15 protein-coding genes are annotated in these 16,186 nt (G+C 41.8%); all 15 read left to right on the top strand.

Features of this window, described 5'->3' with window-relative positions; genetic code table 11:
* Window positions 1-132 precede the first annotated feature (132 nt).
* The 15 genes from HQ49_RS00650 to HQ49_RS00580 all read left to right on the top strand — a co-directional run bounded on the left by HQ49_RS00650 (window position 133) and on the right by HQ49_RS00580 (window position 16,104).
* Window positions 133-654 (top strand): HU family DNA-binding protein, encoded by a 522-nt coding sequence (locus HQ49_RS00650; protein WP_039417850.1) that lies wholly within the window; start codon window positions 133-135, stop codon window positions 652-654.
* 306 nt (window positions 655-960) lie between these two features.
* Window positions 961-2,226, top strand: a complete 1,266-nt coding sequence (locus HQ49_RS00645; protein ID WP_039417849.1) for a nucleotide sugar dehydrogenase — start codon at window positions 961-963, stop codon at window positions 2,224-2,226.
* Between the two features lie 17 nt (window positions 2,227-2,243).
* Window positions 2,244-3,809, top strand: coding sequence for a lipopolysaccharide biosynthesis protein (locus HQ49_RS00640; protein WP_039417848.1), 1,566 nt, complete (start codon window positions 2,244-2,246; stop codon window positions 3,807-3,809).
* Complete coding sequence (locus HQ49_RS00635; protein ID WP_052073398.1) at window positions 3,802-4,734, top strand: glycosyltransferase family 2 protein; 933 nt, start codon at window positions 3,802-3,804, stop codon at window positions 4,732-4,734. The genes HQ49_RS00640 and HQ49_RS00635 overlap by 8 nt, the downstream gene beginning before the upstream one ends.
* A gap of 31 nt (window positions 4,735-4,765) precedes the next feature.
* A complete protein-coding gene (locus tag HQ49_RS00630) occupies window positions 4,766-5,581 on the top strand; it encodes a glycosyltransferase family 2 protein (protein ID WP_039417847.1) in 816 nt (271 codons plus the stop codon).
* On the top strand, window positions 5,581-6,759 hold the full coding sequence (locus HQ49_RS00625) for a hypothetical protein (RefSeq protein WP_039417846.1): 1,179 nt from the start codon (window positions 5,581-5,583) through the stop codon (window positions 6,757-6,759). The genes HQ49_RS00630 and HQ49_RS00625 overlap by 1 nt, the downstream gene beginning before the upstream one ends.
* 10 nt (window positions 6,760-6,769) lie before the next feature.
* The gene (locus tag HQ49_RS00620; RefSeq protein ID WP_018966075.1) at window positions 6,770-7,912 is read left to right on the top strand and encodes a glycosyltransferase family 4 protein; all 1,143 of its coding nucleotides are present in this window, start codon (window positions 6,770-6,772) and stop codon (window positions 7,910-7,912) included.
* A gap of 14 nt (window positions 7,913-7,926) precedes the next feature.
* On the top strand, window positions 7,927-8,556 hold the full coding sequence (locus HQ49_RS00615) for a sugar transferase (RefSeq protein ID WP_018966074.1): 630 nt from the start codon (window positions 7,927-7,929) through the stop codon (window positions 8,554-8,556).
* A gap of 24 nt (window positions 8,557-8,580) precedes the next feature.
* Window positions 8,581-9,603 carry an ATP-grasp domain-containing protein gene (locus tag HQ49_RS00610; protein ID WP_039417844.1) on the top strand — a complete coding sequence of 341 codons (1,023 nt, stop codon included), beginning with the start codon at window positions 8,581-8,583 and terminating at the stop codon, window positions 9,601-9,603.
* Window positions 9,596-10,747, top strand: a complete 1,152-nt coding sequence (locus tag HQ49_RS00605; protein ID WP_039417842.1) for a DegT/DnrJ/EryC1/StrS family aminotransferase — start codon at window positions 9,596-9,598, stop codon at window positions 10,745-10,747. The genes HQ49_RS00610 and HQ49_RS00605 overlap by 8 nt, the downstream gene beginning before the upstream one ends.
* Before the next feature lie 218 nt (window positions 10,748-10,965).
* Complete coding sequence (serC, locus tag HQ49_RS00600; protein WP_039417840.1) at window positions 10,966-12,048, top strand: phosphoserine transaminase; 1,083 nt, start codon at window positions 10,966-10,968, stop codon at window positions 12,046-12,048.
* 100 nt (window positions 12,049-12,148) lie between these two features.
* Complete coding sequence (locus tag HQ49_RS00595) at window positions 12,149-13,069, top strand: 3-phosphoglycerate dehydrogenase (protein WP_039417838.1); 921 nt, start codon at window positions 12,149-12,151, stop codon at window positions 13,067-13,069.
* Window positions 13,070-13,087: 18 nt separating this feature from the next.
* Window positions 13,088-14,335 (top strand): DUF1015 domain-containing protein, encoded by a 1,248-nt coding sequence (locus HQ49_RS00590; protein WP_039417837.1) that lies wholly within the window; start codon window positions 13,088-13,090, stop codon window positions 14,333-14,335.
* A 165-nt stretch (window positions 14,336-14,500) separates the two neighbouring features.
* Entirely contained in the window at window positions 14,501-15,625 is a 1,125-nt protein-coding gene (locus HQ49_RS00585; protein ID WP_039417835.1) for a DUF2027 domain-containing protein, read from the top strand.
* 23 nt (window positions 15,626-15,648) lie between these two features.
* On the top strand, window positions 15,649-16,104 hold the full coding sequence (locus HQ49_RS00580; RefSeq protein WP_039417834.1) for a CYTH domain-containing protein: 456 nt from the start codon (window positions 15,649-15,651) through the stop codon (window positions 16,102-16,104).
* The last annotated feature ends 82 nt before the right edge of the window (window positions 16,105-16,186 follow it).

Raw genomic sequence — 16,186 nt, 5'->3', positions numbered from 1 at the left:
GGATTCTTTACCCTTATCTTTGCAGTGCAAACAGAGAGAAGAGGATGGCGCCGAATCGATCTCTCGATTGCTATTATTAAATCAATGGACAGAAAAAGTTCGCATTATTAAATTTTAATTCTTTCAATTATTATGTTATTCTTCAAAAGAAGACAATCCTGTATTGCCGACAAGGCAACAGGTAAGAAGTTGTGGTATCCACAGACAGTCATCAACGGCAGCACTGCCTCCACCCTGCACATCGCAGTACAAATCTCAGAACTTTCAGGAGCCAGCCGAGGCGATGTATTCGGTATCCTGCGCGATTTGGGCATCGTCATGCGTAGGGAATTGGCTTCGGGCAAGAGGATCAAGCTCGATGGCATCGGCAGTTTCCGTATCATTGCACAGGCCAAAGGATCGGGAGTGGAGAAGAAAGAGGATGTGAAAGCCTCCCAGTTCAACTCCGTTCGGGTCAATTTCAGGGCTGAGTGTCGGTACAATACGGTCACTCACGAACGGGATTGTACGCTGATCGCTCCGGATCTCAAGTTTACCGAATACGGCAAGCCGCTTCTGACAGGAGCCTTATCCAATGCAGGCGGCACCGATACGGGCGGTGATAGCCCTCAAACCGGTGGTGGCGAGCAGGGATCAGGCGGAGGAGGACTCTAACCCAACTACTTCCACCAAGATACCAATAGATAGTCCACAAGACTAACAACCAACGAAGAGGGTGCGTCGATCCGAAAGATCCGGCGCACCCTTCTCACTATTCTTCCTTTCATGTTTTTTAATAGGCCTTTCCTTTTTCCTTCCTCCTAAAAATTCTACCTTTGCACAGCACCTCAGATTAGATGTCGAAATTAAACATTTTGATACATTTCAAGTATGAGGAACCGCACCATATACACAAGAAAAACGATTCTCATCGCGGAATAATGAAACTCTGTGAGACGTTGATAATATCCATCAAAAGAGATGAATAACATTAGGATTGCTATCATCGGTTTGGGATACGTAGGTCTCCCACTAGCTCGTCTATTTTCTACAAAATTTTCCACAATCGGCTTCGACATCAATCCAAGCCGTGTGGAAGAATTATTGTCAGGACATGACAGCACAGGGGAAATTGGAGATGGGTTATTACAAGAGGCCCTACTAAAAGGATTGCTTTGCACAGCAAAAATTGAGGATATTAGAGACTGTAACCTCTATATTGTAACAGTTCCTACCCCTATAGATCACAATCACGTCCCCGACCTAAGGCCGCTTTTGGCAGCCAGCGAAACAATCGGAAAGGTAATCGACCGAGGAGATGTGGTGGTGTACGAAAGCACAGTATACCCGGGTGTAACCGAAGACGAATGTATTCCGATTATCGAGAAAGTTTCGGGTTTCAAATACAATGTGGACTTCTTTGCCGGATACAGCCCCGAACGAATTAATCCGGGGGATAAAGTTCACACAGTAGAGAACATAAAAAAAGTAACCTCCGGTTCTACTCCGGAAATAGCGGACTATGTGGATAGAGTATATAATACCGTGTTAGTCAATGGCACACACAAAGCGCCTTCGATAAAAGTTGCAGAGGCTTCAAAAATCATAGAAAATGCGCAACGAGATGTAAACATTGCATTTATGAACGAAATCGCAAAGATTTTCAATGCAATGGGAATTGATACTTACGAAGTATTAGAGGCTGCAAGCACAAAATGGAACTTTCTACCTTTTCAGCCGGGCTTGGTCGGTGGTCATTGTATTGGAGTAGATCCATATTACCTTATCCAGCGAGCACAAGTATTTGGTGTTTACCCCCAAATATTAATGTCGGCAAGAAGGCTGAATGACAGCATGGGTTCCTACGTGGCCATGCAGACTATCAAACAAATGAATAAGGCCGGCATCATGGTCAAAGATGCACACATTCTTATATTAGGATTCACATTCAAAGAAAACTGTCCGGATATCCGTAACACTAAAGTAACAGACATATACAGTACCCTCCAGGAATACACGAAAAATATTGTAGTACACGACCCTTGGGCAAATCCTTTTATTGCAGAGCAAGTATATGGGATAAAGGTTTGTAATGAATATCCTGAGGGGAAATTCGATGCTATTGTTATTGCTGTAGGTCATAGAGAGTTCTTTGCTATCGATCTCGAAAAATCATGCACAGCCAATACTGTTATCTACGACGTGAAAGGTATTCATCCCAAAGGAGAAAAATGCTATAAGTTGTAGTACGTTTATAAACTTTCATGAAGACACAAAAGCAAAGTCGCACAGATAATAGCATACAGAACACAAAAGTTTCTCTGTTCTATTTTCTTCTTATACTGGTGACTACTTTCTTTTCCCGTAAAGTTTTTATCGATTCCCTTGGAACCGAGGTATTGGGCTTGAATACAACAATCACAAATTTGCTCGGCCTTTTGAACCTATCGGAATTAGGGATTGGTACTGCCATATCTTTTGCATTGTTCAAACCTCTGCTGGACAATAATCGAAAGGGTATCACCGAGATCGTATCAGCTCAGGGATGGCTATACAGGAATATCGCTATTTTGATCATTATCGTGGGAATGATTCTTATGTTTTTTTTCCCCTGGATATTTCAAAAAACAGATCTGCCGTTATGGTATGCCTATGCCACCTATATAGTCTTTCTAACCTCTTCTCTTTTGGGTTACTTCGTCAATTACAGACAGATTATCCTATCCGCGGATCAAAAGCAATACAAAATAACCTATATTACCAAAGGTCTAACTTTCCTCAAGCTTATTATCCAAATCCTGGTGCTATACTATTCGCCATGGAGTTATCAGGGTTGGTTAGTTGTCGAATTTGTATTTGCTTTCCTGACTGCAATCATGCTCGAATATTCCGTTCGAAAGACCTATCCTTGGCTGAAAACTTCTTTCCGGATCGGAAAAAGCGTATATAAGGAGCATGAAGTAATACTTACGAAGAGCAAACAACTGTTTTTCCACAAGGTTGCAGGGTATGTACTCAATCAGACCTCACCTCTGATCATCTATGCTTATACGACCCTAACACTTGTTGCTATCTATGGCAATTATATGCTGATAGTATCAGGGTTAATCTCTCTTCTGATTGCGATTTTCAGTGGTATTATACCGACTTTAGGAAACCTTATCGCGGAAGGGAAACGAGAATCCATCCTAAAGGTTTTCGGAGAATATTTTGCCTGCCGTATGCTTATAGCAGGAGTCGTCACCTATTGTTTATGGATTGGAGGAAATAGTTTTATTGTTTTGTGGGTAGGTGCTGAATATCTTTTGGAAGAACTCCCATTTTTCCTGATCGTTGGCATTACATTCGCCAGCATTACGCGTATCAGCGATGATTTTTTGTCCGCTTATGGTCTTTTCAGAGATATATGGGCTCCTATTACAGAGGCTGCTCTCAATCTGGGATTGTCTATTTTATTAGGACTCTTTTTTTCTCTATCAGGCATCCTATCCGGAGTGCTTATCAGCCTAATACTCATTGTCCATATTTGGAAACCCTACTTCTTATGTAGAAATGGCTTGTCGATTCCCGTGAGGAAGTATTATCTGAAATATCTATTTTACTGTGCAGTTATTCTATTATCAGGCTTTACAACTCATTGGCTGCTTGGCCCCGCTGATATACATGCAGGACTTTCATTCACCAAATGGGCGATATTTTTGCTGAAACATTTCCTCTTGTTCTTTCTCTTCGTGTACGCTATCACTTTTCTGTTAGACAAAGGCATGAAAGACTTTTCACAGCGTATATTTCATATAATCAAAAACAAACTGAGCTACATACATGAATAAAAATCCTATTTTATCCATTATTGTCCCTGTATATAAGGTAGAGCCTTACTTAGAAAAATGCATAAAAAGCATTATAGGGCAAGATTTTGAAGACTTCGAGCTAATTTTGGTCGATGATGGTTCACCGGACAGATGCGGTGCTGTTTGTGATGACTATGCCCTTAAGGATAACCGTATAAAAGTGATACATAAAGAAAACGGAGGATTAAGCTCTGCACGTAATGCCGGTATCGAAGTAGCTAAAGGCTCTTTCTTATCCTTTATCGATAGCGACGATTATGTATCATCTGACTTTTATGAAGCAAATATCAAGTATTTGCAGAATCACCCGGAGATTGATATGGTAGTAGTTCCCATATCTTTGGAAGAAGATAATATAGGTAAACAGAGGCCGTTCAAAGCTCACCTAAAACCTTGTATGAAAGGAGGGAAAGAATCTATTGTCGATTTTCTGTGGTCGAGACATTTTCTGCTGTTGCAATCGGCTATCTACAAGGCATCTATATGGGAAGAAATAAGATTTCCATTGGGCATGCTACACGAAGACTCCTACATTCTACCGGATTTAGCGGAAACAGTAAACCGAATAAGTATTTCTTCGATAGGAGTTCATTATTATTTGAAAAGGGAGGGTTCTATAACTGCAGCGAAAAGCGCGAAAAAATCGAGAGATATGATGAGTGTCGCTTTTCGGAATCTCGATTACCTCAAGCAATATCCAAACACCTACATATACAATCATCGGCTGTTAGGATTCATGCATACACTCAAGACAATAAAATCGACGATACCTACAGGTGAATACGAAGAGTATATAACCCGAATTAAATCATATCCATTGAATAGAAAAACGATCCTACTCTCACATAAAGCAGGATACAAAGAGAAGCTTTTTGCTCTCTTATACGAATTCCTATTAAAGTAAAAGTCAAAATCAAAAAAATACTGACATCGATATGAAGTCTCCCTTTTTTTCTGTAGTGATACCTCTATACAACAAAGAAGAAACTATTTCTGAAACCATACACTCGGTATTATCTCAAACGTTTGATAACTTTGAAGTTATAGTAGTAAATGATGGGTCAAGAGATAACGGCCCTTCAGTTGTAGGGAAGATCCAAGATCCACGTATAATAATGGTTCATCAAGAAAACGCAGGAGTATCTGCAGCCCGTAATAAAGGAGTAGAAAGAGCTCTTGGAAAATACATTGCATTCCTCGATGGAGATGATAAATGGAAAAATAATCATCTTGAGGAATTATATATCTTAATTACTGAATACTCTGGACAAGCCAGCGTTTTCGTAACAAACTTCGTGCGTAGATTTCCTGATGGAGAAGTCTATGTCAATAGAAGAGATATAAAAAAGGGGATTGTACGGAACTACTTCAAAGCGACTATCAAAGCAAATGTGATACATACATCATGTGTCTGCATTGAAAAAAAGGTTTTATTGTCGATACAAGGGTTTAATGTAAACTATTCGATGGGCGAGGATCTGGATCTTTGGTACAGACTGGCACGAAAATATAGTGTAGCCTATACACCTGCTATCACATCTATATATGAGATCGGTACTCCCAATAACAGTTGTAGGCAACCTGTCAATTATAAAAAAGATGCAGCCCAAGAGGCTATGAAAGGAGTTTCTTGGAATATCTATGACATAGGATTGTCTGCAAAGAGATATGTATATTTCCTCATTAAAAGAGCCATTAAGTATAAGCCTCATGTGAGAAAACCAAGAAACCATAACTCAATGATCAAATAATGAATAGTGCTTTCTTATACACTTCGATAAGGGAAAGAGACAAAAAGAAAAATAGAATATTCTTTTTGCTTTCCTTATGTTTGCTAACGCTACAGTTTTATATATTCCCAAGTGGACAACCTCAACCGGCTCACGTCTTGGCCTTATTATTTATTTTAACAGTGTTTCTCAAAACACCTACATTTAAGACATTAAACGAAAAACCAATTACTTTATTTGCGGTTTACACTCTATATACTATTGTTATTAACACAATATACATCTTCATATATTCCGACGAAACATTCTTACCCAATATCCTGTATAATATTTTCAATTTTTTGATCTTTTTGTCGGCAGCTACTTTTTTCACACAAAAAGAGAAAGCACTTACGAAATATGTCAAGAAGCCTATTCTGATTTCTTTAATCCTCACTGTTTTTTTCTATGTTATTGGAATAGGTCGATACGATTTTTTCCCCAGATATAATGCTTTTTTCAATGATCCTAACCAAATGGCACACTGGGCTCTTTGTTGCTTTTCTATTCTATGCTTATTGGGGATAAACAATAAATGGTTAATAATAGGAGGTTTTTCACTGTTTGTGATTTGCATCAGTTCTTCTTCTCGATCTGCTTTATTGGGGCTATTTCCAATGTTCATTGGCTACCTTATATATATAAGAAAGAATATTAAGACAAAAAACAATTCTAAGTTCAACCTATTTATTTTCATTACATTTATATCTTTTATCGCAATTTTATCCTATTTACTTATAGAATCTAGGTTTTGGGAGAAATCAGATTCCATTTCTTTTATATTAGAGCGAACAGAAAGCACAGATACAAGTCAACAATTGGATGAAAGAGGCTATAATCTCTTTTTCCAATATCCTGAGTACTTACTTTTCGGATCCGGTCATGGGGGATTTAGCCGATTTAGTAGAACAGAGGAGATACATTCAAATTGGATGGGATTGCTCTTCTACTATGGGCTAATAGGATTTGTATTTTTTGTTTCGCATTTATTAATCATGCTAAAAAGACTCCCACTACATTTAATCCTTATTGCTGCAGGTCCATTATTATATGGCTTCTCTACATTTGGATTAAGGACGCCTGTGTTTTATTTTTACTTAGCGTCCTTATACTACGGTTATAAAAAAATAGAAAAAAAAATTCACTTTCAAGGCAGCTAAAAAGACTTCAATGAAAAAGGTTTTAAGAATCGTCACATCTTCGGTATCTTTCGATCTTCTCATAGGACAACTCCGATTCCTTTCAGAAAATGGGTTTGAAATAATTGGAGTTTCCGGAGAACCTGAAGATAAAGCAAAGAATACGGGCGAAAAAGAAGGTATTAGAACTATCCTGATAAAACACTTAGTGCGTCCTATAAACCCTACTAAAGACATCAAAGCTTTATTAGAGCTAATACGAGTTATCAAGGAAGAGAAGCCGTTTATCGTTCATGCAAATACACCTAAAGGCTCATTTTTAGGAATGCTTGCTGCCAAATTTTGTCGAGTTCCTCATCGCATTTACACGGTAACCGGTTTGAGGTTCGAAACTGCAACAGGCTTCTTTCGATGGCTACTTATCACGATGGAGCGAATTACCTGTGCTTGTGCTACTAAAGTTATTCCAGAAGGAGATGGCGTCGCTGCTACTCTACAAAGAGAGCGAATAACAAGTAAACCTTTAAAAAAAATTTTGAATGGAAGTATCAATGGTATAGATATAGAGTATTTTTCATTAACTGATTCCATAAAAAAAGAGGCGATACAGATAAGACAAGAAATTGGAGGGAAATTCATTTTCATTTTTGTTGGAAGAATTGTCCGAGACAAAGGCATCAAAGAACTTTTAGAAGCATTTCAACATCTTCAATCAGAGCATCCCGAATGTAAACTACTATTGGTTGGCAGACAAGAACCAGATCTAGATCCCATTTCGAAAGAAACGATCTTAATTATCAAAGATAATCAAGCGATATCTGAAATAGGATGGCAGGCTGACGTTCGTCCATGGTTAGCAGCATCCGATGCCCTAGTTTTTCCTAGTTACCGAGAAGGCTTCCCTAATGTGGTGATTCAGGCTTGTGCTATGTCTCTTCCATCTGTTGTAACAGATATAAATGGATGTAATGAAATTATTATAGAAGGAGAAAATGGGTATATTGTCCCAACACACAATACCCAAGCTTTGTATGAAGCAATGAGAAAATTAATCGAAAATACTTCTACTACGGTCAAGATGGCTCAGGAAGCTCGCCCTCTAATCTTAAATCGTTATGAGCAAAAAAACATTTGGGAAGCAATCTTATCAGAATATCAAAGACTAATTACATAGCAATTATAAGTAAAATGTACAAGAACGGAATTAAACGAATATTCGATTTTTGCCTCGCCTTGGTTGCGATCTTAGTATTATCTCCCGTCATATTGGTGGTATCTGTATGGCTATACATTGCTAATAATGGAGCAGACGTTTTCTTTATCCAGGAAAGACCCGGTAAGGGAGAGAGAATTTTTAAGTTATACAAGTTTAAGAGTATGACTGATGAAAAAGATGCAGAAGGGAATCTTTTGCCAGATAGTGTAAGGCTGACTAAAATAGGAAGATTCATTCGAAAAACATCTATTGATGAGCTACCTCAGCTTTTGAATGTATTAAAAGGAGATATGTCAATTATTGGCCCCAGACCTTTACTTGTTTCTTATTTACCTTATTACAATGAAAAAGAAAGACTACGCCATAGTATACGACCTGGCATTACAGGTTTAGCACAAGTTAAGGGACGTAATACTATAGCCTGGGACGATCGTTTACAACTTGATGTTTATTATGCTGAACACATTTCATTTTGCTTGGATATAAAGATTTTTTTTATGTCGTTTTATTGTGTTATAGCAAGTAAAAATGTTTCTGTAGAAACGAATCAAGTGGAAACAAATTTGAAAGAAGAACGAATGAAAAAAGATCATAATGTTTGATTAATACATTTATCATTTCAAAAAATGAATATACTTTTTACCTGTATTGGGCGTCGCAATTATTTGCTACATTATTTTAGAGAGTCTTTTTGTGGGGATGATAACATCATTGCAACAGACATGAGCTATACAGCTCCAGGTATGGCAGAAGCAGATATTCCAATTATAGTTCCATCTGTATATGATCAGGCTTATGTTCCTACTCTGATAGAGATCGTTAAATCCTATAATATACAAGCCATCATTTCTTTGAATGATCTGGAATTACCTATTTTATCTGCCAATAAAAATAATTTTGAAAAATTAGGATGTAAACTGTTGATTTCGGATGATCGTGTAATTGACTTGACTTTCGACAAGAATAAAACAGCTTGCTTTCTGAAATCTATCGGCTTAGAAACCCCGCTTACATTCACAAAAAAAGAGTTTTTCATGGAGGCATACAAACATGGTAACATCTCTTTCCCGATTGTTATAAAACCTCGTTGGGGAAGTGCTTCGATCGGCATAGAATTTCCACAGGAAGAAAAAGAGTTTGAACTTGTAGATACTCTTTCACGAATCAAACTACATCGCACGATTCTTTCCACTGCAAGTGCTAATGCTTTAGACGAAGCGATCCTATATCAAGAAATGATACAAGGGGAGGAATACGGAATGGATATCCTTAATGACTTTGAAGGCAACTATGTAGGTACTTTTGCTCGCAAGAAATTAAGCATGCGTGCGGGAGAAACAGACAAGGCAGAAACAGTTATAAACGAACAGCTTGAACATATTGGTCGCACAATCGCCGAAAATCTAAAACATATAGGCAACTTGGATTGTGATGTATTAGTTAAGGATGGGAAATACTATGTATTAGAGCTAAACGCCCGGTTTGGGGGAGGATATCCATTCTCTCACGAGGGAGGGGCAAAAGGCACCAGTTGCTATATGGCTTGGCTACGAGGCGAAAAAGATATTAGCAAATATCTACAATATCAAAATGGCCTTATATTTTCAAAATGTGATAGACTCATTGAAATTAAGAAAACACATGAATAAGGGACGTATTTGGCTCTCGCTGGCTGAGATGGGAGGTGAAGAGCTGCAGTATATCAAAGAAGCTTTCGAAACAAACTGGGTGGTACCTTTAGGGCCTAATGTTAATGGATTCGAGGCTGACCTGGAAGCCTATCTAAAAACAGAGAAGAAAAAAGTGGTAGCACTCAGTTCCGGCACGGCTGCTTTACATTTGGGACTCGTTATGCTGGGTGTAGAGCGAGGGGACGAGGTCATTTGTCAAAGCTTTACCTTCTCCGCTTCAGCAAACCCGATCATCTATCAGGGTGCAAATCCGGTGTTTGTCGACAGTGAGCCGGAGACTTGGAATATGGATCCCCAAGCCCTTCGGAAAACCATCGAGGACAGAATAGCGAAGACCGGCAAAAAGCCCAAAGCCATTATCCCCGTGCATTTGTATGGCATGCCGGCTAAAATGGATGAAATCACAGCCATCGCTAAAGAGTATCAGATTCCATTATTGGAAGATGCAGCCGAGGCTATAGGATCTCAATACAAGGGAGAATATTGCGGCACATTTGCTGAATACTCAGCCCTCTCATTCAATGGCAATAAAATGATAACGACCTCAGGTGGCGGAGCCTTGATCTGCCCCGACGAAGACTCAGCTAAGAGGGTGATGTTCTATGCTACACAGGCCAGGGACAACGCTCCTCACTACCAACATACTCACGTCGGATACAACTATCGAATGAGCAATATATGTGCAGGAATTGGCCGAGGACAAATGCACGTATTGGAGCATCATATTGCCAAACGCAGGAATAACCATAGGCGATACATGGAATTATTGGCCGACATCGAAGGTGTAACGGTCATGGATAATCCTTCGAAGGACTTTGACTCTAACTTTTGGCTCACCTGTATAGAAATCAATCCGGAAGAGGCAAGTTTTAGCAGAGAGGATGTACGTCTCGCCTTGGAAGCTGACAATATAGAGAGCCGCCCCCTTTGGAAACCAATGCACATGCAACCGGTATTCGCCGACTGCCCATTCTATGGCAACGGTACAAGCGAAAGACTGTTCGAGAACGGGCTCTGTCTGCCAAGCGGTACTCTACTACAGGAAAGAGACTTAGTACGGGTGTGTGAAGTGATCAGAAAACTGAGAAGAAAAAAGAAGTAACTACACCTAAGAAGATAGGCTCTATTGCCGAAAACCATTTCAGGTCACTCATTGTCTCGTGACTATATTCGGCAATACGACTGTTTTCTAAGGAATTAGTTTGCCGATATGTTTTATTTGGTACCTTTGTGCTGGTAAAAGATGCACCTATGCATCTAATGACTGTAGAACAAGAAAAAACTACTAATAACTAACCACTTAAACATTGTTTTTCTCAGATGAAGAAGCACAATTTCACCGCAGGACCCTGTATCCTCAACGACTTAGTTTTGAAGGATGCTGCATCAGCATGTCTCAATTTTGCCGGAACGGGTCTTTCTGTTCTTGAAGTTTCTCACCGCGACAAAGAGTTCGACGCTGTAATGCTCGAAGCTCGTAATCTCTTCAAAGAACTTCTCGATGTACCTGAAGGCTATGAAGTACTTTTCCTCGGTGGCGGCGCCAGCCTCCAATTCTACCAAGTACCCCTGAACCTGCTAAAGAAGAAAGCAGCCTTTATCAATACAGGTACATGGGCAACAAACGCCATCAAACAAGCGAAGATCATGACGCAGGTATATGGCGGAGAAGTAGAGGTTTTGGCTTCATCTGAAGACAAGAACTTCTCATACATCCCCAAAGATTTCATTATTCCTGAGGACGTAGACTACTTCCACTTCACGACAAACAACACGATCTACGGTACTGAAATTCGTAAGGACTTCGACACGAAGGCTCGCCTTGTAGCAGATATGTCTTCCGACATTTTCTCTCGTCCGATAGACGTTTCCAAGTACGACCTCATCTACGGTGGTGCTCAGAAGAACATCGGACCGGCCGGAGCTACTTTCGTATTGGTAAAAACGGACGTACTCGGACAGGTAGATCGTCCTCTGCCTGATATGCTGAACTATCAGATCCATATCAAGAAGGACTCTATGTTCAACACGCCTCCTGTATTCCCCGTTTATGTAGCACTCCAGACGATGAAGTGGTACAAAGAACTCGGTGGTGTGAAGGTGTTGGAAAAGATGAATCTGGACAAGGCAGCCCTTATCTACGATGCCATCGACAGCAGCAAGATCTTCCGTGGTACAGTTAATCCCGAGGATCGCTCTATCATGAACGTTTGCTTCGTGATGAAGGATGAGTACAAAGAGCTGGAGAAAGAATTCGCTACGTTTGCAGCTTCACGCGGCATGGTAGGCATCAAGGGACACCGCTCTGTAGGTGGTTTCCGTGCTTCTCTCTACAATGCATTGCCTATCGAAAGCGTACAATCTTTGGTTAGCGTAATGAAGGAATTCGAAGCTAAGCACTAATCGTGAATCAATCAAAAGAGATAAGATGATTGCCCGACTTCACTGTGGCAATCTCTTATCTCTTTTTTCATAACAAACATATTAATCGAACATATCAGTCATGACAAAAGTATTGGTGGCTACTGAAAAGCCTTTTGCCAAGGTAGCCGTAGACGGAATCAAAAGAATTATCGAAGAGGCCGGTCTTGAATTTGCCCTGCTTGAAAAGTATACCGACAAAAAACAGCTCCTCGATGCCGTGAAAGATGCTAACGCTATCATCATCCGTAGCGATCAAATCGATGCAGAGGTGCTTGATGCAGCGAAAGAACTCAAAATCGTAGTACGTGCAGGTGCCGGCTACGACAACGTAGACTTGGCTGCTGCTACTGCCCACAATGTGTGCGTGATGAATACACCGGGACAAAACTCAAATGCCGTTGCCGAATTGGTAATGGGTATGCTCGTATTCATGTATCGCAATCTCTTCAACGGAGCATCCGGTTCTGAGCTCATGGGCAAGAAGCTGGGTATCCTCGCATACGGCAATGTAGGTCGCAACGTGGCACGTATCGCAAAAGGTTTCGGCATGGAAATCTATGCATACGACCAATTCATCTCTGCAGCAGACATTGAGAAAGACGGAGTAAAGGCCGTTGCTTCTCGCGATGCTCTGTTCGAAACCTGCGATATAGTTTCGCTTCACATCCCGAAGACTCCCGAGACTGTAAAATCAATCAATGCCGAACTCCTGTCGAAGATGCCTAAGGGTGCCTGCCTGATCAATACGGCTCGCCAAGAAGTAATCGATGAAGAAGGTATCTGCAATTTTATGGCTGAGCGCACCGACTTCAAATACGCTACGGACATCAAGCCTGCAAACGATGCCGAAATGGCAAAATTCGAAGGTCGCTACTTCACCACTCCTAAAAAGATGGGTGCTCAGACAGCAGAAGCCAACATCAATGCCGGTCTGGCTGCAGCTCGTCAAATCGTTGACTTCATCAAAAACGGCAACGAAAAATTCCGTGTAAACAAATAATTTGCTTCGACAGACAATATGGCTATCATAAAACCATTCAAAGGAGTACGTCCTCCGAAAGAACTCGTAGATCAAGTAGCATCTCGCCCCTACGACGTCCTCAATTCAGAAGAAGCTCGTGAAGAAGCGAAGGGCAACGAGAAGTCGCTCTATCATATTATCCGCCCGGAGATCGATTTCCCTGTAGGAAAAGATGAGCACGATGCGGATGTGTATGAAAAAGCTGCCGAGAACTTCAGAATGTTCCAAGAAAAAGGCTGGCTCGTACAAGACGCAAAAGAAAACTACTACGTTTATGCCCAAACCATGAATGGCAAAACGCAGTACGGCCTTGTCGTAGGTGCATACGTAGAGGACTATATGAACGGCGTGATCAAGAAGCATGAGCTGACACGCCGCGACAAGGAAGAAGATCGTATGAAGCACGTTCGCGTAAACGATGCCAACATCGAACCCGTTTTCTTTGCTTATCCGGAGAACAAAGAGTTGGATACTATCGTCAAGAAATATGCCGCCCGTCCTGCCGAATATGATTTTGTGGCAGAATTCGATGGTTTCGGCCACCACTTCTGGGTGATCGACGAAGAAGCCGACATCAAACGTATCACGGAGCTATTCGCTGCCATGCCGGCACTCTATATCGCTGACGGTCACCACCGTTCGGCTGCTGCCGCCCTGGTGGGTGCCGAAAAAGCCAAGAATAATCCCAACCATCGCGGCGATGAAGAGTACAACTACTTCATGGCTGTATGCTTCCCTGCCGATCAACTCACGATCATCGACTATAACCGTGTGGTGAAGGATCTGAATGGCTTGAGTGACGAAGAATTCTTGCAGAGACTGTCTCAGCACTTCGACGTAGAATGTAAAGGGACGGAAGAATATCGTCCTACCAAGCTGCACAACTTCTCTCTCTATCTCGATGGCAAATGGTACTCGCTGACAGCAAAAGCCGGCACCTATGACGACAACGATCCTATCGGCGTACTGGACGTTACGATTTCTTCGAATCTGATTCTGGATGAGATCTTAGGCATCAAGGATCTCCGCTCCGACAAGCGTATCGACTTCGTGGGTGGTATTCGCGGCCTGGGAGAACTGAAAAAGCGTGTAGACAGCGGCGAAATGCGTGTTGCTCTTGCTCTTTATCCGGTATCGATGAAACAGCTGATGGACATTGCAGATTCGGGCAATATCATGCCTCCCAAGACTACTTGGTTCGAGCCGAAACTTCGTTCCGGTCTGATCATCCACAAACTGAGCTGATCGGACGATCAACGAGGTAGACAAGATATTTAATCCAAGCAAAGAGGGTGTGTCGAGATCGCAATCAGGCGATTTTTGCACACCCTCTTTTTATCCTTTTGATACACCGCTCGTTCTTTTGTATTTTTGTGGAGTATAAACTATGAATACGACCTGCTTAGAACAATGAGTACAAATAATATCACCATCGGCAGCCGTGTGCGATTTCTTAATTCACAGGGAGGAGGGATCGTCCGCCGCATCAGTGGGAGGATCGCTTGGGTGGAAGGAGAAGACGGATTCGAAATACCTACTCCGATCCAGGAATGTGTGACAGTCGGAGATAATGACACCTTTATTCCCGCCTATAAGTCGCCCATGGAAAAACGCCGAGAAGAGGAATCGAAAAAAGAAGAGCGGAACAAACGACACAAAGAAGCAGCCGTTGCTTCCGACAGAAAGCCAACACAGTCCGAGGAAAAACCGCACTTGCTGCATACCGAACTGGCAGGACACGACAAGCTGAATGTATATCTGGCCTATCTGCCCATGAACGAACAACGCTTGGGGACAGAGCCTTATGAATGTTTTCTGATCAACGATAGCAATTACTGCCTCCAATACAACTACCTCTCCTTAATGTCCACCGGTTGGAAGATGCGAGCTGCCGGTAGCATAGACCCGAATACCAAACTGTTCATCGAGGAGTTTACCGCTGCAGATTTGCAAGACATGGAAAGGATATGTCTGCAAATAACCGCATACAAGGAAAGGAAAACTTTCCTTCTGAAACCGGCCATGTCAGTGGAATTGAGACTCGATACGATCAAATTCGTCAAACTGCATTGCTTCAGAGAAAATGATTTCTTCGAAGACAAAGCCCTGGTCTATCCCATAGTGGAGGATGATCGTCCTGTTGTGGAAAAGGTCTTCGATCCGGAAGCTATCGAACAGGCCATGAAGACCAAGGAGCAGATCGACAGGGCTGCGCCCACACCGGCCCGAAAGGCTTCTACGGAGAAAAAACCGGATATAATCGAAATAGATCTCCATGCCGGCGAACTACTCGAAACCACGGCAGGGATGAAGAATGGGGACATATTGCAGTACCAGCTGGACAAATTTCACGAAGTCATGAAACAATATGCCTCCTGTAAGGGACAAAAGATTGTTTTCATTCATGGCAAAGGTGAAGGCGTATTGCGTCAGGCAATAGAAAAAGAACTGCGCACACGCTACAAACAACATCGCTTTCAGGATGCCTCCTTCCGAGAATATGGTTTCGGTGCTACGATGGTGATTATTCATTGATGGACAGTACCAGTTCCTGCCGAATGGAAATAGAAAGAAAATTCCTGGTCTTAAATGACGATTTCAAAGCCAAGGCTACGGCCGTACAGAGCATTACACAGGCTTACTTCGTGGCTGACGAACGATGCACTGTCCGCATCCGACTGTGCGATAATGAAGCCTATCTTACCATCAAAGGGAAAACCCATGAAGGAGGATTGAGCAGATCGGAGTATGAGTATCCGGTACCATTCGAAGAAGCCAAAGCGATGCTGGCCCTATGCCTTCCCGGCTATATTACCAAGCAACGGTACTGCGTCCCTTACAAAGGCCATGTATGGGAAGTGGATGTATTCGAAGGCCGGCACAAAGGGCTTGTAATTGCCGAAATAGAGCTTGCCACTGAGGACGAAAGCATAGAACTGCCCGACTGGATCGGAAGCGAGGTAACGGGAGACAGGCGGTATTACAACTCATTCATTGCCGGCATTCAGAAGTGAGGTAACGGGAGACAGGCGGTACTACAACTCATTCATTGCCGGCATTCAGAAGTGAGGAATGCCATCCACAAGGACACACAAG

The sequence above is a fragment of the Porphyromonas gulae genome, assembly GCF_000765945.1.
In the GTDB taxonomy this organism is placed as follows: domain Bacteria; phylum Bacteroidota; class Bacteroidia; order Bacteroidales; family Porphyromonadaceae; genus Porphyromonas; species Porphyromonas gulae.
This window is presented reverse-complemented; position numbering and strand designations above follow the sequence as displayed.

Excerpts from the sequence above, each read along its gene's own strand:
- HQ49_RS00595 (WP_039417838.1), top strand. The coding sequence starts at position 12,149 with ATGACAAAAGTATTGGTGGCTACTGAAAAGCCTTTTGCCAAGGTAGCC.
- HQ49_RS00650 (WP_039417850.1), top strand. The coding sequence starts at position 133 with ATGTTATTCTTCAAAAGAAGACAATCCTGTATTGCCGACAAGGCAACA.
- HQ49_RS00620 (WP_018966075.1), top strand. The coding sequence starts at position 6,770 with ATGAAAAAGGTTTTAAGAATCGTCACATCTTCGGTATCTTTCGATCTT.
- HQ49_RS00580 (WP_039417834.1), top strand. The coding sequence starts at position 15,649 with ATGGAAATAGAAAGAAAATTCCTGGTCTTAAATGACGATTTCAAAGCC.
- HQ49_RS00630 (WP_039417847.1), top strand. The coding sequence starts at position 4,766 with ATGAAGTCTCCCTTTTTTTCTGTAGTGATACCTCTATACAACAAAGAA.
- HQ49_RS00605 (WP_039417842.1), top strand. The coding sequence starts at position 9,596 with ATGAATAAGGGACGTATTTGGCTCTCGCTGGCTGAGATGGGAGGTGAA.
- HQ49_RS00635 (WP_052073398.1), top strand. The coding sequence starts at position 3,802 with ATGAATAAAAATCCTATTTTATCCATTATTGTCCCTGTATATAAGGTA.
- HQ49_RS00645 (WP_039417849.1), top strand. The coding sequence starts at position 961 with ATGAATAACATTAGGATTGCTATCATCGGTTTGGGATACGTAGGTCTC.
- HQ49_RS00585 (WP_039417835.1), top strand. The coding sequence starts at position 14,501 with ATGAGTACAAATAATATCACCATCGGCAGCCGTGTGCGATTTCTTAAT.
- HQ49_RS00610 (WP_039417844.1), top strand. The coding sequence starts at position 8,581 with ATGAATATACTTTTTACCTGTATTGGGCGTCGCAATTATTTGCTACAT.
- HQ49_RS00625 (WP_039417846.1), top strand. The coding sequence starts at position 5,581 with ATGAATAGTGCTTTCTTATACACTTCGATAAGGGAAAGAGACAAAAAG.
- HQ49_RS00615 (WP_018966074.1), top strand. The coding sequence starts at position 7,927 with ATGTACAAGAACGGAATTAAACGAATATTCGATTTTTGCCTCGCCTTG.
- serC (WP_039417840.1), top strand. The coding sequence starts at position 10,966 with ATGAAGAAGCACAATTTCACCGCAGGACCCTGTATCCTCAACGACTTA.
- HQ49_RS00590 (WP_039417837.1), top strand. The coding sequence starts at position 13,088 with ATGGCTATCATAAAACCATTCAAAGGAGTACGTCCTCCGAAAGAACTC.
- HQ49_RS00640 (WP_039417848.1), top strand. The coding sequence starts at position 2,244 with ATGAAGACACAAAAGCAAAGTCGCACAGATAATAGCATACAGAACACA.